Below are 19467 nucleotides of genomic sequence, written 5' to 3'. Positions count from 1 at the left end.
CGCCTTCGACCACCCTAGCCAACCAGGAGATCCATCATGAAACTACGTTCTCTGGCGCTCGTCGCCGCTGCCGCCATCTCGTTCGCCACCGCCTCGCAGGCCCAGGATGCCGCCGCCTATCCCCCGAAGAATGACGGGACGTCGGTGGTGCTCCCGGAGGCGCACTTCAAATTTCAACCCAGCGGCGCGAAGGGCGCCACTCCGAACAAGGGAATTCAGTATTCCAACGTCTGGGGGGATGTAACGAAGGGCGCCCACGGCGCGTTCTTCCTCTTCGATCCCGGCTTCAAGAGCTACGTCCACACTCACACCTACGACTATTACGCGGTCGTCATCAAAGGCACGCTCCAGAATTACCAGCCGGGCCAAAAGCCCGACAATCTGGTCGCCGGTTCCTATTGGTATCAGCGCGGCGGGGAGAAGCACACGACCGCTTGTGTGTCCAAGACTCCTTGCGAAATCTACATCGTCCAGAGCGAGAAGTTCGACGCGCAGAATTTCCCCGGCTAGTCGGCCGCCCCTCACCGTCAGACCGGGCTCTCCCACGCGGAATCTCCCGCGATCGCGGAGAGCCCGGCAGGTGATTTAGCGCTGCCCGTCCCCCTCCAGCCCCTTTTCGCTCGCGCCACGACGGCCAGCGACCCAATCGACAGGACATCATCATGACGACCGAAACCATTGCCGAGCAGAACAAGAAAACCGTTCTCGCTTTCTACAAGGAAGCGCACTTCGACGGTGACGTCGACGGCGCGATCGCCCGCTACGTCGGCGACACCTACACCCAGCACACGGCCGGCGCCGAAGATGGTGTCGAGGGCCTGCGGACCTTCATCAACGGCTTCCTGGCCGCTTTTCCCAACGCAAAGGGCGATATCCGCCGCGTGCTGGCCGATGGTGATCTGGTCGCGGTCCACGCGCACTGGACCGGCCTGGTCAGCGAGAATGGGGACGTTGGCGTCGACCTGTTCCGCGTCGAGAACGGCAAGCTCGTCGAGCACTGGGACGTGTTCGCTCCCGTCCCCACCACCTCGAAGAATGGCAACACCGTCTACTGACTCGCGCCCCCGGTGATCAGTGGCCCCGCGGGAGCCGATTATGGCCAAGTTTGGAACCATCGCGATGAACCGACCGACCTCACCCCTCACATCGGCCGTCAATCGTACGGGTTCAGGCCCTGATCGGCTCCTTGCCGATTGCCCTTCCGATACACAGCCCAGTACGGGCGATCGCTTCTTTGGCTGGCGCGTCGTCGCGGCCGCCTTCACCGTCGCCGTTTTTGGTTGGGGCTTTGGTTTCTACGGTCCACCCGTCTATCTGGAGGTGGTACGGCAGGCGCGCGGTTGGCCGATCGCCCTCATTTCGGGGGCCGTGACACTGCACTTCCTCGTCGGCCTCGCGATCATCCCCAATCTCCCCCGGCTCTACCGCCGCCTCGGCCTGCCGATAGTCACCTTCGCTGGCGCGATCGTCATGGCGATGGGCGTTCTCGGTTGGGCGGTCGCAACCGCTCCGTGGCAGCTCTATGTGGCGGCACTCCTGTCGGGCGCTGGTTGGTCGACGCTCGGCGCTGTCGCCGTCAACGCGATCGTCTCCCCATGGTTTGCCGCGAAGCGCCCCCAAGCGCTCGGCATTGCCTTCAATGGCGGCAGCGTCGGCGGCGTGATCTTCTCGCCGTTCTGGGTCGCGCTGATCAACCGTATCGGCTTTGCCTCGGCCGCCGTGGTGGTGAGCATCGTCATGCTCGCGACCGTGGGCGCGCTGGCGGCTTTGGTGCTGGTGCGAACCCCGGAAGGGCTCGGCCAGGCGCCCGATGGCGCGACGGCTGCAGACTCACCGGCCAGCGCCATCCTGAACCCCGAAGCGCCGATCGCAGTCGTCCATCTTCACCTCTTTCATGATCGCGCGTTCCTGACGCTGTGCATCGGCATGACGTTGGCGCTGTTCGCGCAGACGGGGATCGTCGCGCATCTTGTCTCGGTGCTGGCGCCGACGCTCGGGCGGCAGGGAGCGGGTCTGACGGCGGGCGCGGTCGGCGTCACTGCCGTCCTTGGCCGCCTCGCCGTCGGATCGCGGGCGGACGCTAAATCGAACTGGCGCGCTATCGCCTCGTACAGTTTGCTGGCGCAGGCTTTGGGATGCGGCGTGTTGATGCTCGCGCACGGAAGCCCTGCGCTTCTCATCCTCGGCGCCGTGCTCTTCGGCCTTGGTGTCGGCAACGCCATCTCGGTCCCGCCGGTCATCGCCAATCTTGAGTTCCCGCGCGAGGATGCGGCCCGCGCCGTCGCGCTGATCGTCGCCATTTCACAGGGGGCTTATGCTCTGGCGCCAGCGATATTCGGCCTGCTTCGGCAGGTCTGGTCGGACGAGATCATTTTCCTCACGGCCGTTGCCATCCAGCTTGCCGGCATCGCCGCCTACCTTTTGGGCCGCGGCGCCGACGCGCTCAGGCGCGGCCGCGAGAGTCTCGACTGACCATCGGTCCCCGGACCGAGCTTATGACGTCCAATAACGGGAGTGAGCCAATGTACTACGAAGCGATCCAGCAATGCGTGCAGAGTCTCGAGAACCTCGAAAGCTTCCTCGACAAGGCGGAAGCCCAAGCTGAGGCCAGAAAGTTCGACGTCGCGGTACTGATGAGCGGACGCCTCGCGCCGGACATGAAGCCGTTGATCTACCAGGTGCAGAGCGCGTGCGATTACGTCAAAGGCGGCGCAGCCTGGCTGTCGGGGCAAAAGCCGCCCAAGCACGAGGATACCGAGCAGACGATCGCCGAGGTGCGCGCTCGCATCCGCAAGACCATCGATTATGCGCGGAGCGTACCGGCGGTGAGCTACGTCGATGCGGAAAGCCAGAAGATCAGCCTGTCATGGGCGCCGGGTAAGGTGCTCGGCGGGAGAGATTATCTCCTGCAAATGGTCATCCCCAACGTCTATTTCCACATCGCGATGACTTATTCGATCCTGCGTAAGGATGGAGTGGATGTCGGGAAGATGGATTTCCTCGGAGCCATCAATTTTGTCGACGCCTGACGTCGGACGGACCGACCCCCTGCCGCGCCGTGCTCCCTGGCGGATAAAATTTGCAAGAAATGTCGTCTATTGATCTACGGGCCGTGGTGGCCGCCGAGTCAGTATGATGAAATACCTTTTGTGTAATAACGCATAAAGTCCAGCGAAAATACACAATTTAACATGAGTATTCTCTGGATATTTTACTATTATGTGAAGGATCTTAGCGTGCTTGTAGCTGATGGCGCCAAAAGTTCATCATATGATCTTCTGTCGCCATTCCTGCGCGGCATTGATCTTCGCCACCTACGGTACGCGTTGATGGCTGCGCAGCTTCGAAGCTTCAACAAGGCTGCTGCATCGCTCAACATCAAGCCGGCAACGCTAAGCCAGCACATTTCATTCCTTGAAGGGCAGTTTGCGACGCCTCTTTTTCGGCGATCGCCGCGGGGCGTCGTGCCGACAGACGCCGGAGAAGTACTGCTCGCATCGGCTCGGCGTGTCCTGAACGAGATGGAGGGTCTTTACGAAAAGACACGCGCCGTAAGCCAAGGAAGGGCGGGCGCCGTTGCGATCGGTTTCGTGACTTCAATATCGGCCGGCAACCTCAGGTCATCCTTAATCGGATTTCATGACGAATATCCCGAGATTCATTTGCGTGGGATCGAAGATGATCGGTATCGACTTTTTACCAAGCTAGATAGCGGTAGTGTGGATGCGCTCATCATTAGCGGATCAGCGGAACTAGCAGACACACAGAGTTTGAATCTTTGGAGCGAGCGTATGTTCGTTGCGCTGCCGAGCGCCCATCCTCTCGCATCTCGTGAACGCATTTACTGGTCGGACCTCCATGGCGAGACATTTGTAGCGCCCAAGACCACAGCGGACGACATCGAAGCGATGGTTCGGACGAGGCTCGCGCAACCTGGGAAAGAGCCGCAGATCATAATTACTGAGGTGAGCCGTGAGACAGTCCTCGGCGTCGTCGGAATGGGTCGTGCGATCACGCTGGTCTCGGCCGGCTCGCTGGGTATGACCATCGACGGGGTCGCTATCCGGCAGCTTTTTGACGGCACCGGCCCACACCTCCTGAGCTTCTCGGCGTATTGGCGCGACGACAACCGCAATCAGGCCCTATCCACCTTTCTACACTTTCTTCGCGACCGCTATTCGCTCGCACCGCCACGAGATTGAAATGCCGTCTTTCGCGCACGCGCGAAACCGCGGTCGGTCGCCATGAACCGCTCCAGCATCGGCGGAATTAGACGCGCAGGCTCAACAGGCTCTGCGTCGCCAGAGGATTGAGCGAGCAAGGCGCCGTAGATTTTCAGGTCGCGTAGCACGGCCGCAGGTAGCTCGATCGTGAGCTTCGCGGGCCGTTCGTCGGCGAGCGGCCCAAGCTTTAACGTGGTCATGTCCGCCTCCTATTGGTGCTGCCAGGGCTCGAGCACGAGATCGTGCGTCACCATAACCCGCACGGGAAAGCCCGGCCTGATCGTAAGCGTCGGCTGAATGTTGAGCTGGCGCTCCACGACCTGTTGCCCCGTCTGGCTGAACGATTGGGAAGCGCCGGCGCGAAGGGCCTGGGCGAGATTGTTCTCGCTCTGCGACGTGCCGGCTTCGGACCCCACGCTCAACAGCGTCGATAGGACCGCGGCCTTGAACAGCTGCCCCCAGTGGTTGTTCACCCGATCTTCGAGGCCGGCATGGCCCGCCGCGTCGGCGCCGGGCTGACGCTCCAGAACGATTGATCGTCCGTCGGGCAGCAAAAGGCGGGTCCAGGCAAGAAGCAGCCGACGCTGGCCGAAGGCGACCGAGCTGTCATACTCGCCGATCAGCTTGGCGCCCTGCGGAATGAGCAGAATTAGCCCGGTCGGGCTGTCATAAACGTTCTGCGTCACCTGCGCCGTGATTTGACCGGGCAAGTCCGAACGCAGCCCCGTGACGAGCGCGGCCGGAATGACGCTCCCCGCCTGCAAGATGTTCGGCGATGCCGGATCGACGACGCGATCGGAACTGGTGGTGCGCTTGTCGGGGGCCTGGGCGAGGAAGGCGCGCTTTGTGTCCTGACCGTTAGGATCGGGCGTCGGAGCGTTGCCGGAGTTGTTGGCCGGCGCGCCGGAGCCGGCAGGCAACGTCTCGGCGATCGTCGTCGCGGCCTGGGCCGGCGTCGTGCTCGTGAACAGCTTGCTCTCCCGCGCAGCCTCACGAACCTGAACTGCCCGCTGGCGGGCCTGCTGTCGCGCCGTCTCGGCCGGACTTTGCGCGGCAGCAGCCGATGCGCCACCCATTCCGGGAGCCGGTACGACCTTGCCCTGATTCTGCGCATTGACGATCGGACGGCCAAGATCGCCCGGGAGTGGCGGCCCTAAACGGGGGACGTCGCCATAGTCCTTGGGCATCGCCCCGATCTTGTCCGCCGTATTCCGGCTGTCCGTGTTGTAGAGTTCGGTGCCCGGTTTCGCGTGCTGCGGACCGAGCGCATAAAGCAGGGCTCCGCCAACACTCAGCGCGGACACTGATCCCAGGACAATGAGCGCCTTGCGCGAGAGGCGGACGACACGGGGCGGATCGCCGCGCAGCCGAAAGGCGCCGGGATTGGGCGCCGGCGCGGGCGGCTCCGGAGCCGCTTCGTGAGCCTCGTCCTCCGCGCTCATTTGCGTCGCCCGTCCGTGCGGGTGATGCGGACCACCTGGCTCGACTTCTTGTCGCCCATGCGCAACTCGGCCGCGCCGAACAGCCGGTCGACGACCATATGACGGCCCGACACGCGATAATTCACCAGTTCGCCGCCGCCGGCAGGGTCGACGACGAACAGGGGCGGCATCTCTCCCTGGGCGATGCCTGCGGGAAATTCGATGAAGACCTGCCGCCCGTCATCGAAGGCGCGCAGGGGGCGCCACGGCGGATTGTCCCCCTCGATGGCATAGCGGAAGTTCAGGGCATCGAGGTCGACGCCAGCAGCGATTGGCTGAGCCGCCTGTGCGGTCGCGTTGCGGCCTCTGAGCGCAATCAACTGATCCTGGGGATAGCGCCACGAGACCGAGGCCATGTAGGTGCCGGGGGTTGCCCGCAGCTCCAGATGATAGGTCCGCCGGTCCGTGTTGATGACGAGGTTCGTCATAAGATCCTTCTCGGTCGGCTTCAGCAGGATATGGACCCGTTGCGTCGGGCCTTGTCCGCTGGTCGTATCGCCGATGATCCAGCGAACGGTGTCACCGGCAGCAACTGGCCCGCTTCCGGTCAGCGTCTCGCCCTCTTCCAGCGCGATGTCTGTCACCTGGCCGGGCGCCGCGTAGACCTGATAGAGCGCGCCATCGGTATAGGGATATTCCTGGATCGCGTTGACGAAGCCGGAGCGGCCAGGCTGGACGCGCGCGGCGGCGTTGGCCAGCGCGACGCGCGTGGTCGGATCGGTCGGTTCGGCGCTCACGAGCGGTCCGGACGGCAACGGCTTGAGCTGCCCAGGCAGCGGCAGCGGGGTCGGCACCGCGACGACCTCGACCGGCCTCGGCGGATCGGGAAGCGGTGTGGCCGCAACCGGCGAAGGCGTGTCGAGCGAGATGACCGGCGGCTTGCGCGCTGTGGCGCAGCCCGTGGTCGCAGATACGGAAATCAGGAGAGCCGTAAGCGGGCCAGCCCTACGGCGATGCGAGCAGATCATTCGGCCAGCTCCTTCGACCAGTTGATGGCGGTGACGTACACGCCAAGGGGATTCTTCCTCAGACCGTCGGGCGTCGTCGGCGGCTGGAGCACTACGGTCAGGATCGCCGACCAATGCTCGGTCGCGGCGAGGCTGCCGTCCTGAAAGCGGCGCTCGACCCACGCGACACGGAAACTTGATGGGGACGCGCGGATGACGCTCGACACGTCGGCCTCGACCTGGACCTTGCCGACGTTCGCGAACGGGTCGTTGTCGCGGGCATACGCATTGAGCGCGAGAGCGCCGGTGTCGGTCGTGAAGTTGTAGGCACGCAGCCAGTTCTGCCGCACCACGATCGGATCGGCGGGCAGCGACCGCGTGTCTTCGATGAACCGCGCGAGGTGGTACGCGATCTGAGGATCGGTCGGATGGTAGCCGGCCTCCGCCGGCGCAACGACGGTTGCCTGGCCGAGCTTGTCCACCTCGACCACCCAGGGGACGACGCTACCGCGCAGGGTTTCCCAGACGAGGCCGCCGGCCAGCCCGCCGGACAGGAACAGCGTGCCGAAGAACGCCAGTCGCCAGTTGCGCGCCTGCACTCTCGCCGATCCGATGCGATCGTCCCACACCTGCGCGGCCCGTTGGTAAGGCGTCTCCGCGGCTGGCGTGTGCCCGTAACGGATATTAGGCCGTCGAAACATATCAGCGATCCCGGTCCGAGAGGTCGATCGAAGCACCGCCGCCGCCCCGGTCGCCCGAGCGGAGACTGTGAATGGCGGCGCCGGCGCCTTGGCGCATCTGCTGCTCGCGACGCATCTTGCTCGCCCAGGCCGGCGACGCAGACGCCGCTGACGAGCTCGCCGCAGCAGCCGAGCCGGATTGCGCGGCTGCATATTGCTGGCGGAGCGAATTCGCGGCCTGGCGAAGCGGGCTGACCATCCCGGATCCGGCTGCGCGCGCGACACCCATCATGCCGCCGCTGCGATAGGCGGCCGAAGTACGACCGGCGGTCGCCGCGGAGCCGCGAGCCGCCCCGCCGATCGCGGTCGCCGTCCCGGACACCGCCATGCCGGCACCGGCGGCGCCGACTGCCGCGAGGCCGCCTGCGGCCAGAGCGGTGCCGACAGCGGCGCCGGCGCCGAGCTGGGGACCACCGGAGATCAGGCCGTTGGCGATGCTGGGGCCGAAGATGCCGAGCCCGAGCAGCGCCAGCGATGCGAGCAGGATCGCCAGCACCTCACTGATCGTCGGCACCGGCCCCGCGAAGCCAATGGTGAATTGCTTAAAGAGACCGCTGCCGATGCCCACCACCACGGCCAGGACGAGGATCTTCACGCCGGACGCGACGACGTTGCCGAGCACCTTCTCCGCAAGGAAGCTCGTCTTGTTGAAGAGTGCGAAGGGGATGAGCACGAAGCCGGCGAGCGTCGTCAGCTTGAACTCGATGATGCTGATGAAGACCTGCACCGCGAGAATGAAGAAAGCGAGAATGACGAGCAGCCATCCGATCATCAGCACCGCAATCAGAACGAAATTGGCGAAGAAGCTGGTGAAGCCCATCATGGTGTTCGCGGCGTCCAGCATCGGCTGTGCCGCATCGATCCCCGCCGCGGCGAGGTGGCTCGGCTGGAGGAAGGTGGCTTCGTCGATCTGCGATCCGCCGGCCTTCAGACCGAGGCCCGCGAAGCTCTCGAAGACGATCTTCGCCAGACCGTTGAAGTTGCCGATCACGAACGCGAAGAAGCCGATGTAGAGCACCTTTTTGACGAGGCGGTGCATCACGTCCTCGTCTGCGCCCCAAGCCCAGAAAAGGCCGGCGAGCGTGACGTCGATGACGATCAGGGTGGTCGTCAGATAGGTGACGTCCCCGCGGACCAGTCCGAACCCGGAATCGATGTAGCGGGTGAAGGTCTCGAGGAATTGATCGATGACGCCGGTATTGTTCATCGGCGACCTCCGAGAAATTGGCGGCGCACCTCGGCCCAGGTGTCGAGGCAGGCTTGGTCGGGCTTGTCGGTGGGGCCGAGCTGGTTGCAGCGCTTGAGTTCGGCGCTCAGCCTGTCCGCCGCCGTCTTGTCCGGCGTGGCCGTGACCGGTGCCGGCGGCGTGCTCGAATGGCCGCCCATCTCCATCGCGATGGTCGCCGCGACGATCAGGCCAACGATCGCCGCCGTGACCGCGAGCTTGCCGGTGCGCGCCTCCATCGCCCGACCCGTCAGTTGTGGAACGCCGAAACGGCGTAGGGCTGATAGGTCGACCGCTGGCTGAAGCGCCGATATTGCTCCTGACCCTGCGCCTCGGCCGTGGCCTGACGCGCCGCTTCCAGATCCTGGGCACGCCCCTGCGCGGCGACGGCGGCGGTGAGGTCGGAGAGCTGCTGCGACTGGAGCGCGAGCAATTCGTTCCCAGCCTGTGCCGCCTGCAACGCTCCGGTCGCGCTGTGGCTCGCGGTGAGCAACGTGGTCATCGTGCTCTTCGACGTGTCGATGTTGCCGACAACGGTCGCCTGGGTCTTCAGCGCATCCTCGAACCCGGCGACGGACGTCTGCCACCGCGCCTGCGCGCCGTCGATCAGCGCCTGGTCGGATCCTGACAGCGCGCCCGAGCCATAGCGGCTGGTGAAAGCGGACTGGATCGACTGCACGTTGTACGCGATCTGCTGCGCCTGGGAGAGGAGCTGCTGCGTGCGCTGAATCTGATTCTGAATCTGCGAGATCGTCGAGAACGGCAGGCTCGCCAGATTGCGCGCCTGATTGATGAGCGAGTTCGCCTGGTTCTCTAGGCTCTGAATCTGATTGTTGATCTGCTGGAGCGACCGCGCCGCCGTCAGCACGTTCTGCGCATAGTTGCTGGGGTCGAACACGATCCCGCCGAACTGCGCATCGGCCGGCGTCGACGTGATCGCGAGCGACGCCGCCGCGGCGGCCGAGAGGATGATGTGGCGTACCTTTGGACGAATCATGGCATCACTCCGCTTGGCTGTCTTGAAGAAGGTCGACCGCCCACGCGGCGTCGCGCTCGGCCAGCCAGGCGGCGGCGAAGCCCTCCTGGCCATGTTCCTCGATGAGATCGCCGATCCTGACCTGATCGGACTTGGAGGACGCGGCGGTGAAGGCGAGCGCGACCTCGCCAAGCCCCAGCTCGAACAGCCGGTTGCCGCGACGGGACTGGCAATAATAATCACGCTTGGGTGTCGACCGGCTCAGGATTTCGATCTGGCGATCGTTGAGGCCAAAACGCCGGTAGATCGCCGTGATCTGCGGCTCGATCGCGCGCTCGTTGGGCAGGAAGATGCGGGTCGGGCAGCTTTCCACGATCGCCGGCGCGATGCTGCTGGTCTCGACGTCCGCAAGGCTCTGGGTCGCGAAGACGACGCTCGCATTCTTCTTGCGCAGCGTCTTGAGCCACTCGCGCAACTGCGCCGCAAAGGCCGGGCTGTCGAGGACGAGCCAACCTTCGTCGATGATAATGAGGGTTGGCGATCCATCGAGCCGGCGCTCGATCCGGTGGAACAGATAGGACAGAACAGCAGGTGCAGCGGCCGAGCCGGACAGGCCCTCCGTCTCGAACGCCTGGACCGGATTGGTGCCGAGATCCTCCAGCTCCGCGTCGAGCAGCCGGCCGTAGGCGCCGCCCAGGCAATAGGGCGCGAGCGCCTGCTTGAGCGCCTGGCTTTGCAGGAGCACGGTGAGGCCAGTCAGCGTGCGTTCGCCGAGCGGGGCCGAGGCGAGCGAGGTGAGGGCCGACCACAGGAGATCCTTGATCGCCGGATCGACCGTCACGCCTTCCTGCGCGAGCACCGCTGCCACCCATTCGGAGGCCCACGCACGCTCCGACGGATCGTCGATCCTGGCGAGCGGCTGAAGCGTGACCGCCGTGCTGGTCGTGTCGTCGAGCGCGCCACCCAAATCCTGCCAGTCCCCACCCATCGCCAAGGCGGCCGCGCGGATCGACCCGCCGAAATCGAAGGCAAAAATTTGCGACCGGGGATAGCGGCGGAACTGGAGCGCCATCAGCGCAAGCAGCACCGATTTGCCCGCGCCGGTGGGCCCGATGATGAGCGCGTGGCCGACGTCGCCGACATGAAGCGAAAACCGGAACGGAGTCGAGCCTTCGGTTTTCCCGAACAGCAGCGGGGGTGCTGCAAAGTGCTCGTCCCGTTCCGGGCCTGCCCACACGGCAGACAGCGGAATCATGTGCGCGAGGTTCATTGTGGAGATCGGCGGTTGCCGCACGTTGGCATAGACATGCCCCGGCACGGAGCTGAGCCACGCCTCGATCGCGTTCATTCCCTCCAAAATGGAGGTAAAGTCGCGGCCCTGGATGACCTTCTCGACCAGTCGCAGCTTTTCCGCCGCCATGCCGGCGTCTTCGTCCCAGACCGTGATCGTGGCCGTGACGTAAGCCTGGCCCACCGCGTCCGCACCCAGCTCTTGCAGCGCGAGGTCGGCATCGGCGGCCTTGTTGGCGGCATCGGAATCGACGAGCACCGCCGCCTCGTTGGTCATCACCTCCTTCACGATGGCGGCGATCGACTTCCGCTTGGCGAACCATTGGCGCCTGATCTTAGTCAGCAGCTTGGTGGCATCGACCTTGTCGAGCATCACCGCGCGCGTCACCCAGCGATAGGGGAAAGCAAGGCGATTGAGATCGTCGAGAATGCCGGGAAAGGTCGATGCGGGAAATCCGACCACGCTCAGCGTGCGCAGGTGATGCTGCCCGAGACGAGGTTCCAGGCCGCCTGTCAGCGGTTCGTCGGCGAGCAGGGCGTCGAGGTGCATCGGCGTTTCCGGCACGCGGACGCGATGTCGGCGGGTCGAGATGGTGGAATGAAGATAGGTGAGTGTCTCACCATCATCGAGCCACGCGGTTTCCGGCATGAAGCCTTCGAGCAGATTGAGCAGCCGATCGGTCTGATCGACGAAGCCCCGCATCAGCTCCCACGGATCGACGCCACTCTTGTCGCGCCCCTCGAATAGCCAGCCCTCGGCGCGCGACGCGTCCTCAGCCGGCGGCATCCACAGCAACGTCAGGAAATAGCCGCTCTCGAAATGGGCGCCTTCCTCGGCAAATTGCTCCGCGCGCTCGCGGTCGACCAGCGCCGACACCGGATCGGGAAACGACGAGGACGGATAGCCTTGCGCGGGCATCCGCTGGGCCTCGACGAAGATCGCCCATCCCGATCCCAGTCGACGCAGCGCGCCGTTGAGGCGGTGCGTCACCGACACGAGCTCCGCTGCCGTCGCGGAATCCAGGTCCGGCCCACGGAAGCGGGCGGTCCGCTGGAACGAACCGTCCTTGTTGAGCACCACGCCCTCGGCGACGAGAGCGGCCCAGGGCAGGAAGTCGGCGAGGCCCGTGGCGCGGCTGCGATATTCGGTGAGGTTCAGCATGGCCGCCTCACGATCGCATCCAGGCCGGGTAGCGGAGGTGACGCCGGGCGACGTCGATGAACTGCGCGTCGCGCTTGGCGCCCCAGACTGCCGCCGCGTGGCCGATCGCCCACATGACGAGTCCCGGTATCCAGAGCCGGAGCCCCAGCGCCATCGCGGCGGCGAGCGTGCCATTGGCGATCGCGACGGAGCGCGGTGCGCCGCCGAGCAGGATCGGCTCGGTCAGCGCCCGATGCACCGGGGCGTGAAAGCCGGGGATGCCGTCGGGCTCCATCAGACCAGGGCTCCGCCACCGAAGCTGAAGAAGGTCAGGAAGAAGGAGCTGGCCGCGAACGCGATCGACAGGCCGAACACGATCTGGATCAACCGCCGGAAGCCACCCGACGTGTCGCCGAACGCGAGTGTCAGACCGGTCACGATGATGATGATGACCGCGATGATCTTTGCGACCGGCCCCTGTATCGAGTCCAGAATCTGTTGCAGCGGTTGTTCCCACGGCATCGACGTGCCGGCAGCATCGGCGTGGCCTGGGAGAAGCAGGAGCGGCATCAACGTGACCGTAGCCAGGAGGCGCGACGGCAGTTTCGGATCTCGGATGGCGATCATGGGGCGACCTCCCTGAGGTTGGTGACGAGGCTGGACAGGCGGTATTCGCCTTGCGCGTCGAGACCATCGACGCGGGCGAGTTCGGCGAGACGACGTTCGTGACCGCGGCCCTGGAGCACGGCGATCAGGTTGATCGTTTCGGCGATGAGCGCGCGGGGGACCGTCAGCGCGGCCTCCTGAATGAGCTGCTCCATGCGGCGGAGAGCACCGATCGCGGTGCCGGCATGGATGGTGCCGACGCCGCCGGGATGCCCGGTGCCCCATGCCTTGAGCAAGTCGAGCGCCTCCGCGCCGCGCACCTCGCCGATGGGGATGCGATCGGGTCGAAGGCGGAGCGACGACCGGACCAGATCGGACAGGGTCGCGACGCCATCCTTGGTGCGCAGTGCGACGAGGTTCGGCGTCGCACATTGCAGCTCGCGCGTGTCTTCGATGAGGACCACGCGGTCCGACGTTTTCGCGACCTCGGCGAGCAGTGCGTTGGTGAGCGTCGTCTTGCCGGTCGAGGTGCCGCCGGCGACAAGGATGTTGGCGCGGTCGGCGATACCCTTGCGGAGCGTCGCGGCCTGCAACCGCGACATGATTCCGCGCTCCACATAGTCGTCGAGCGTGAAGATCGCGACCGCCGGCTTGCGGATCGCAAATGCCGGGCCGGTGACGACGGGCGGTATCAGTCCCTCGAACCGCTCCCCCGTTTCCGGCAGCTCGGCGGACACGCGGGGCGCGCGTGCGTGGACTTCGGCACCGACATGATGCGCCACCAGGCGGATGATGCGTTCGCCATCCGACGGCGAGAGAATGGCACCTGTGTCGACAAGGCCTTCGCCCAGCCGATCAACCCAGAGGCGACCATCGGGGTTGAGCATGACCTCGACGACCGATGGTTCGGACAGAAAGCCGATGATCGCGGGACCGAGCGCGGTGCGAAGCATCTTTGCCCCGCGCGCACTTGCCTCGGATCGAAACGGTTCGACTGCCACAATGCTGCCCTTTCCCCCCGGATCGGAGGGATCGATCGGGGGCGAGCACTTAAAGAGAGGCAGTCGGGCCGCAGATCAACAACACACTTGCGGCGTCGAACCATAGCGCAAAAAGACAAGCAAACGGCGGTTCCGGTGCGCCGCCTACTTTAGTTTGACCTGATGATGATCGATGGCGGTGGGTCAGAACCGGTTTCTGCGCGAACGCGTCGTATCTCGGCGATCCCCAATCGCAACTTCTTGGCCACACCTTCCGAGAGAGCGCGGATGTCGCGCGGCGTATCAAGCCCTGGCACCCCTTCGAGGAACTCGGCGAGCAAAATGGTCAGCGCTTCGCAGACTTCGGTAGATCCGATGTAGAGCGTGTCGCCGTTCTCGCCTGTTAAAGGGTCTGGCTCTGGAACAGACACCTCACAGATGGCCCGAACCATGGCGCGACGTAGCCTTGCGACATAGTCTTCCTGATGATCGGTTGCTGCCATCGTGCACTCCTGCGGCCGTTTTCCCATAACCCGAGGCTTGCCTCAACCACGGTTCGTGGGGGAAAGTCTTCCCATAGGCGCTAACTTAACGCGATTAGCCGCCGGCGCCCGACACAATGGTTGGTCAGCGGTCGACCAAGCCTTGCCCCCTTGGGCCACATTGCTGCACCTGGAAGCGGCCGAGCTCAGGCTGCGCCAACGGGGCCTCTACGGAGCTATCATGGGCTTCCGCCACGACGCCGTTCGCTCTAATCTGCGAAGGATCGCGTACCGGAGGGTTTGATGCTGGCCGTTCTGATCACGCTTGCCGCAATCACGTCGGGAGGCACGACGCCTGTGCCAGAGGGGAACGTCGAGACAGCCCTTTCCCGTTGTCTCGGGTCTTTTTCGGCCAAGTTGCCGCCACCATCGGATGCAGCACAAATACCACCCGGGCTCATCGAAGGGACGGCAGTGCGCGTCGTCCCGGTGGAGGGCGCGGCTCAGACTTTTTCCTATGAAGGCACCAGTCCGCGAGCAATGACATGCGGCGTGGCGATCTACGGGCCGGTCAGCCAAGAATTGCGACAACGGATAATTGCGCTGATCACGGGTAGCCCGAAGTGGAAGCCCCATGCGACCGACGCTTATGATCTATCCAAGCGATTTCCCGGTGCGGAAGAGGCATATTGGGGTGACCCGTTCGCTCCAAGTATGAATGGGGTGGCGATGCTGGTCCGGAAACCGAACGCTCAAGCGCCGACACTGGAGGTCCAATATCATTCTGTAATGGTGCAATAGATCATGCGTTCGGTCCTTTTGCTGAGCCTCTGTGTCAGCGAATTTGTTTGTTCGTCGGTAGCTATTGCGTCCACACCTGTGAGCGTGAGCGGTGCACGCCAAAAGGTGCTCGCTGTCGCCGAAAAAAGGCTGAGCCATTCAGCACGGCAAAGAAGGTCCGGGGTGATTCTCAAACTTGATCATGCTGATAAAGGTAGTTTCTTTTTGGCGTTTATCCCCTTGACCCACGTTCGGGTTTCGGGCATATGATGACGCATGAGCAAGAAGCCCTCCGCCGTTGTCGCCATGTCGGTTCGCGAGTTCTTCGCTCGCTTCCCTAACGACGACGCCTGCCTCGTTCACATCATGAACGTGCGCTTTGGCGGCACGACGATGGATTGCGCGGCGTGCGGCGTAGAAGGCGAGTTTCACAAGCTGCGCGATCGTCGCGTCTATGCCTGCCCGCACTGCCTGCACCAGATCGCACCGACTGCGAACACGATCCTGCATGACACCCGCACGCCGCTCGTTTCGTGGTTCTATGCGATGTATCTCTTCGCCACCACGCGCCACGGTGTCAGCGGCAAGGAACTCCAGCGCCAGCTCGGCGTGACCTACAAGACGGCTTACCGGATCGGGATGCAAATCCGCACCCTGATGGGCAAGGCGGATTTCGACGGCCTGCTCTCGGGCCATGTGCAGGCGGACGAGGCCTATGTCGGCGGTCGTCGCTCTGGCGGCAAGCGTGGCCGTGGCGCGGCTGGTAAGACGATCGTGATGGGGATGCAGGAAGAGGGTGGCCCGCTCGTCACCCGTATCATTCCCGACGTGAAGAAGCCGACGCTGCGCGCGGTCGTGAACGAGGTTGTCGAGAAAGGTTCGGTCGTCTCGACGGACGAACTGATGTCCTACGGCTTACTGGAAGGCGACGGCTACGTTCACGGCTCTGTGAAGCACGCCGCGAAGGAATGGAGCCGCTACGACTACCGGCAGGGCGTCACGCACTCCACCAACGCCGTGGAGGGCTTCTGGCGGCTGTTCAAAGCGTCGGTGCGCTCAACCCATGTCCAGATCAGCGGCAAGCACATGGCGCGCTATCTGGACGAGTTCACTTTCCGCGCGAACCACCGCGAGCGGATGAACGCGATGTTCGATCTGATGGTTGCGGCGCTGTAGCTTTCGCGACTAATCGGTCGAACTCGGCTGGGTCGGCCGGGCCAACACCATCGCGTTCCGCTTGGGTGATGAAGTCCTCTAACCGTCCTTCGGCGAGAGCATCGGCTAAGGTGAGGCGCTTGTCAGGTTTCAAGCCGCATTCTCACCATTGAGACGAAGGCGATTGCTGAGCAACGGAAGCAAATCGTTATCCTCGTCCACGCGAAGCATCCGAAGATCCCTCACGGCGCGGCCGAACCAAGAGAACCGGCGGTCGGCATCCTGAACTGCCAACACGCAACGGACAGCATCTGAATCCTGGTCGCCGAAATAGACGCTTCCCTGCACCCGCCCAAAGCCGTGCTCAGCGAACACACTTTGGATTTTTGCATAGCAGGTGCCGCGCCAGCTCGCGCCGCACATTGCTTCCGCAATCTTTCCATCGAGATCGAAGGTAATCGCGTACACTCTCTTGGCCCTCTTATATGCCGCCTGCGGCGGCGCCATGCGCTTCTGATTGAGACGCACAACGGACATGAGGAACCCTTTCGGAAAGCGGGTGGATACCCGTCTCCTATAGACGAATCCCTCAGGATTTGCTAGCAGAGAGCCGTGGCAGGGAGCGATCCCCGCCACGGCGTCCACTAGCTCTCTAACAAGAGCAATGGGTAGCTAAGGGGTTGCCGCCCCCGCCACCCGAAGGAATGATGGCTCATTCCGGTGGTCTCCTTCTTCTTGCGCGTGCAGCGCGGTTTCTGAGGCGTCCACGGCATCCGCTGCGGACGCCTCATTTATTGGGCGGGCATATTTGCCCACGATCTCAAGGGCCGTGTGAGGATCGTTTACCGTCCATCCAGCCTTCCCATGACTCGTAATGTCTATGCTGCGAGACAGCAGGGCTCCCACCGCATTGATTTTGTTGTCGCCGGTGATGCCGACATTCATAGACTCGAGAATCTCGACCAGCCGTCGCGTCTTGATCGGCATCTGGGGCGTAAGGAGCATGGCCCTCATGCACTCTGCTATGATCGTGCGTCCATAATCGCCGAACCCATCCATCCCTACTTTCGGCCTCGGGCTGGCGGCAGGCTTCTTCTCGGCGACCGCATTAGCCGAGGCAATTTCGATGGCTGAGGTTTCGGCGATTGTGGCGTTAGGCTCTGCCGCCGGCTCAGCACCATACGCCGCGAGCAGGTCGCGAACGGCCTTAAGCTTGCGCTCTAGCTCCCGTTGCTCAGCCCGCATGCGAGCGATGAACTCTGCTTCCACAGCGATGACTCCTAAACCTCAGGAACGCCATATACGGGAACGAACGGGGAATTGGAAGTGTGGCGTTACACGTCATAGCTCACAATACGGTCGTTTCGGCTGCGCAAAATGGCCCGGAAAAGCGGGCCGCCTTGCCGATTACGTGGTATCGGCGATATGCAGATATCTTTATATGGGATTTCGCGTCACCGCGTGGCGGGCAAGAAGGATGTAGGAATCATGATCGGGCTAGTGGCGATGGCGGCGGTATGGTGACGACGACCAACATGCTTCTCGCGCTGATCGAGAAGAGGCCGGGATTGACACAGCAGCAACTCGTCGAAGCGCTCTTCGGCGACTATGCCGACTCTCGACAGATAATTGGCGAGATCAGGGCGCTGTTGCAGATAAGGATGATCGATCGAACCGGGCTTGGTGAGCGGGGCGATCCCTACAGATATCGCCTATTCAAGCCACGCGGGATAAGCGGCTAAGCGCAACGTGTGTGTAGGGGGTAAACGCCTTCTTTTTTGATGCCCATGCCGCTCATCCTTGCCTTACCGGCCAAGACGTTTGTTCAAGCCTGATTGGTCATTTCCGGATTGATCGCCAGAGCGGCATGGTATTCGATGAAGATGTAGAGCCGGAACATGCGGTGTCATAGTGCGCGTAGCTGGCTGAACTGCGATATCCTTCGTCGGGGTGGCTCGCATAGGGTTCTGGCGGCGCCTGCGAGGCTTTGTCCGATCCCGGTGAGGCGAACTTCTCCGAGGATCGCGACCAGAAGTACGTTCCTCAGGATTTTTTGGATTCGCCACAGCGACAGGTGCGCGCCCGGCGGTGGCGCCGACGCAGGGGGGAAAAGCGAGGCTGTCGGCGACGGCCTCGTCGATCAACAACCCGGCGATGAGATATGCCGCGAGCCATGAGCGGGCGAGTTGGCTGTCGCGCGCCGGAAGCGCATCGATTCCGAGCCCGCTTTTGAGGCGTTTGAACGCCAGTTCGATCTGCCACCGCAGGCGATAGGTCGCGATCGCATTGTCAGGAGACATCTCCCGTGCGGGAACCGAAGTCAGCAATAGTAGGAAATCCGCAGATGCGACCGTCAAGGGATTCGGGTTCGCTGCCACCCGCTGCTTCCTCCTATGGTCAAACCATATTGCCTTGCGAGTTCGTTCCGACGAAGCCTCGTCTTTGCGCCGGATGATCAGACGGCAACGGAATGTTGAGGCGCCGGGCACCCCGCGTTTACGGCCGGAATGATCAACCAGCACTTCATGTTCGGCGATTTCTCCAGGTTGCATCCCAGCGTATAGGGCATTCCAATCCAGCCGTGCGCCGGTTGGTGTCAGCAATCGGATCGCGGACCAGCCGATCCGCATGATGAAGTCCGCTCCCATCTCACGAACATGCATCAACCCCGGCGTCCGGGCATATCCTCGGTCTGCCAAGACGAGATCGCCCTTTTCGAAGGTGTGGCGCGACAGGTTCTCCCCACCATGCGTATCACTGATTTCAAGTTGGCTGAACCGCCCTTCGGCCGGATCATAAGTTGCATGAAGCCGCCAGTTCGTGCCGGGTTTGCCTGATGAGCGGATCACGCTGCCATCGACGATCCGCAGCCGTCGTTCGGCACGCCCCTCGCGGATATTATCGTTGAGCAAGGATGCGGCGATATAACTCAACCAGTCGTTGGCCCCTTTGAGGCGTTTCAACAGGCCGACATCCGACAAATGCGCGATATCGCATCCGGCCGCCCACGCCGCTGCAGACCGTAGGCTCATTCCGCCTGGCCCATAGGCTAGTGCCAGCCGGAGCATGGTCGCGCCATCCCGCACTACCCGCCTGCGCTTCAACGCGCCGTGCTCGCGCGCGCTTTGGTCGAGATCCAGATTGGCCGGCAAACGCGACAGCAACGCACGCCATGCAATGTCGAAATGGGGATGGGTTTCGGAGTCCATCCTCCTCATGAATCACAGACCGATTCTTGCCGTCCACCCCTAAGTTAGCGCCTATGGGAAAGTCTTCCCCTGCCGATGAGCCGTGCCGTCTCCTCGGACCCCTTCTGCAGGGGCTGCGCCCCCGCAACGCCCCCATCTGATGACGCCGCGCCTGGGCGCGGCGGCGTCGTTGGAGCCTCTCCCGTAGAGCGGGGTGCGGCCGGCACTCCCTGCTAGGCCCGCCACGGCGGCC

General features: G+C 63.5%; 23 protein-coding genes. 8 read left to right on the top strand and 15 right to left on the bottom strand.

Features of this window, described 5'->3' with window-relative positions:
- The first annotated feature begins 36 nt into the window (after positions 1-36).
- From FHS98_RS12395 to FHS98_RS12375, 5 genes are all read left to right on the top strand, one after another.
- Complete coding sequence (locus FHS98_RS12395; RefSeq protein WP_167105173.1) at positions 37-510, top strand: DUF4437 domain-containing protein; 474 nt, start codon at positions 37-39, stop codon at positions 508-510.
- A gap of 152 nt (positions 511-662) precedes the next feature.
- Positions 663-1055 carry a nuclear transport factor 2 family protein gene (locus tag FHS98_RS12390; protein ID WP_167105170.1) on the top strand — a complete coding sequence of 131 codons (393 nt, stop codon included), beginning with the start codon at positions 663-665 and terminating at the stop codon, positions 1053-1055.
- A 40-nt stretch (positions 1056-1095) separates the two neighbouring features.
- Positions 1096-2472 carry an MFS transporter gene (locus FHS98_RS12385; RefSeq protein ID WP_208402225.1) on the top strand — a complete coding sequence of 459 codons (1377 nt, stop codon included), beginning with the start codon at positions 1096-1098 and terminating at the stop codon, positions 2470-2472.
- 50 nt (positions 2473-2522) lie between these two features.
- Positions 2523-3029: a DUF1993 domain-containing protein gene (locus tag FHS98_RS12380; protein ID WP_167105167.1), complete on the top strand. Its 507-nt coding sequence runs from the start codon at positions 2523-2525 to the stop codon at positions 3027-3029.
- A 162-nt stretch (positions 3030-3191) separates the two neighbouring features.
- Entirely contained in the window at positions 3192-4202 is a 1011-nt protein-coding gene (locus FHS98_RS12375) for a LysR family transcriptional regulator (RefSeq protein ID WP_167105164.1), read from the top strand.
- On the opposite strand, the gene FHS98_RS12370 is transcribed toward FHS98_RS12375, so the two are convergent.
- The 12 genes from FHS98_RS12370 to FHS98_RS12315 all read right to left on the bottom strand — a co-directional run bounded on the left by FHS98_RS12370 (position 4175) and on the right by FHS98_RS12315 (position 14112).
- The gene (locus FHS98_RS12370; protein ID WP_167105161.1) at positions 4175-4423 is read right to left on the bottom strand and encodes a DUF2274 domain-containing protein; all 249 of its coding nucleotides are present in this window, start codon (positions 4421-4423) and stop codon (positions 4175-4177) included. The two genes, FHS98_RS12375 and FHS98_RS12370, sit on opposite strands and share 28 nt — an antisense overlap.
- A 9-nt stretch (positions 4424-4432) precedes the next feature.
- Positions 4433-5665: a TraB/TrbI/VirB10 family type IV secretion system protein gene (locus FHS98_RS12365; protein ID WP_167105158.1), complete on the bottom strand. Its 1233-nt coding sequence runs from the start codon at positions 5663-5665 to the stop codon at positions 4433-4435.
- On the bottom strand, positions 5662-6672 hold the full coding sequence (gene trbG, locus FHS98_RS12360; RefSeq protein WP_167105155.1) for a P-type conjugative transfer protein TrbG: 1011 nt from the start codon (positions 6670-6672) through the stop codon (positions 5662-5664). Before trbG ends, FHS98_RS12365 begins: the two co-directional genes overlap by 4 nt.
- Positions 6669-7352 carry a conjugal transfer protein TrbF gene (gene trbF, locus FHS98_RS12355; protein WP_167105152.1) on the bottom strand — a complete coding sequence of 228 codons (684 nt, stop codon included), beginning with the start codon at positions 7350-7352 and terminating at the stop codon, positions 6669-6671. The genes trbG and trbF overlap by 4 nt, the downstream gene beginning before the upstream one ends.
- A 1-nt stretch (position 7353) precedes the next feature.
- On the bottom strand, positions 7354-8598 hold the full coding sequence (trbL, locus tag FHS98_RS12350; RefSeq protein ID WP_167105149.1) for a P-type conjugative transfer protein TrbL: 1245 nt from the start codon (positions 8596-8598) through the stop codon (positions 7354-7356).
- Positions 8595-8855: a putative entry exclusion protein TrbK-alt gene (gene trbK-alt, locus FHS98_RS12345; RefSeq protein WP_167105146.1), complete on the bottom strand. Its 261-nt coding sequence runs from the start codon at positions 8853-8855 to the stop codon at positions 8595-8597. Before trbK-alt ends, trbL begins: the two co-directional genes overlap by 4 nt.
- 11 nt (positions 8856-8866) lie before the next feature.
- Positions 8867-9613: a P-type conjugative transfer protein TrbJ gene (gene trbJ, locus FHS98_RS12340; protein WP_167105143.1), complete on the bottom strand. Its 747-nt coding sequence runs from the start codon at positions 9611-9613 to the stop codon at positions 8867-8869.
- A 4-nt stretch (positions 9614-9617) separates the two neighbouring features.
- Positions 9618-12044 carry a conjugal transfer protein TrbE gene (trbE, locus tag FHS98_RS12335; RefSeq protein ID WP_167105140.1) on the bottom strand — a complete coding sequence of 809 codons (2427 nt, stop codon included), beginning with the start codon at positions 12042-12044 and terminating at the stop codon, positions 9618-9620.
- A 7-nt stretch (positions 12045-12051) separates the two neighbouring features.
- A complete protein-coding gene (locus FHS98_RS12330; protein ID WP_167105137.1) occupies positions 12052-12318 on the bottom strand; it encodes a VirB3 family type IV secretion system protein in 267 nt (88 codons plus the stop codon).
- Positions 12318-12650 carry a TrbC/VirB2 family type IV secretion system protein gene (locus FHS98_RS12325; protein ID WP_167105134.1) on the bottom strand — a complete coding sequence of 111 codons (333 nt, stop codon included), beginning with the start codon at positions 12648-12650 and terminating at the stop codon, positions 12318-12320. The genes FHS98_RS12330 and FHS98_RS12325 overlap by 1 nt, the downstream gene beginning before the upstream one ends.
- A complete protein-coding gene (gene trbB / locus FHS98_RS12320) occupies positions 12647-13582 on the bottom strand; it encodes a P-type conjugative transfer ATPase TrbB (RefSeq protein ID WP_167105131.1) in 936 nt (311 codons plus the stop codon). Before trbB ends, FHS98_RS12325 begins: the two co-directional genes overlap by 4 nt.
- 197 nt (positions 13583-13779) lie before the next feature.
- The gene (locus FHS98_RS12315) at positions 13780-14112 is read right to left on the bottom strand and encodes a hypothetical protein (RefSeq protein ID WP_167105128.1); all 333 of its coding nucleotides are present in this window, start codon (positions 14110-14112) and stop codon (positions 13780-13782) included.
- A 282-nt stretch (positions 14113-14394) separates the two neighbouring features.
- On the opposite strand from FHS98_RS12315, the gene FHS98_RS12310 reads away from it, so the two are divergent.
- Both FHS98_RS12310 and FHS98_RS12305 read left to right on the top strand, forming a co-directional pair.
- The gene (locus tag FHS98_RS12310) at positions 14395-14892 is read left to right on the top strand and encodes a hypothetical protein (protein ID WP_167105125.1); all 498 of its coding nucleotides are present in this window, start codon (positions 14395-14397) and stop codon (positions 14890-14892) included.
- Positions 14893-15147: 255 nt separating this feature from the next.
- Complete coding sequence (locus FHS98_RS12305) at positions 15148-16047, top strand: IS1595 family transposase (protein WP_167105122.1); 900 nt, start codon at positions 15148-15150, stop codon at positions 16045-16047.
- A gap of 129 nt (positions 16048-16176) precedes the next feature.
- Here FHS98_RS12305 and FHS98_RS12300 read toward each other — a convergent pair whose 3' ends face one another.
- A complete protein-coding gene (locus FHS98_RS12300) occupies positions 16177-16563 on the bottom strand; it encodes a virulence factor (RefSeq protein WP_243847996.1) in 387 nt (128 codons plus the stop codon).
- A 135-nt stretch (positions 16564-16698) separates the two neighbouring features.
- The gene (locus FHS98_RS12295) at positions 16699-17295 is read right to left on the bottom strand and encodes a hypothetical protein (protein ID WP_167105121.1); all 597 of its coding nucleotides are present in this window, start codon (positions 17293-17295) and stop codon (positions 16699-16701) included.
- Positions 17296-17543: 248 nt separating this feature from the next.
- On the opposite strand from FHS98_RS12295, the gene FHS98_RS12290 reads away from it, so the two are divergent.
- Positions 17544-17768, top strand: a complete 225-nt coding sequence (locus FHS98_RS12290) for a hypothetical protein (RefSeq protein ID WP_167105118.1) — start codon at positions 17544-17546, stop codon at positions 17766-17768.
- Between the two features lie 63 nt (positions 17769-17831).
- Here the strand turns inward: FHS98_RS12290 and FHS98_RS12285 are convergent, their stop codons facing one another.
- The gene (locus FHS98_RS12285) at positions 17832-19235 is read right to left on the bottom strand and encodes a transposase (protein WP_167105115.1); all 1404 of its coding nucleotides are present in this window, start codon (positions 19233-19235) and stop codon (positions 17832-17834) included.
- Positions 19236-19467 lie beyond the last annotated feature (232 nt).

The sequence above is a fragment of the Sphingomonas oligoaromativorans genome, assembly GCF_011762195.1.
GTDB classification, from domain to species: Bacteria; Pseudomonadota; Alphaproteobacteria; order Sphingomonadales; family Sphingomonadaceae; genus Solisphingomonas; species Solisphingomonas oligoaromativorans.
The sequence above is the reverse complement of the archived record's forward strand: the minus strand, read 5'-3'. Positions and strand labels throughout refer to the sequence as shown.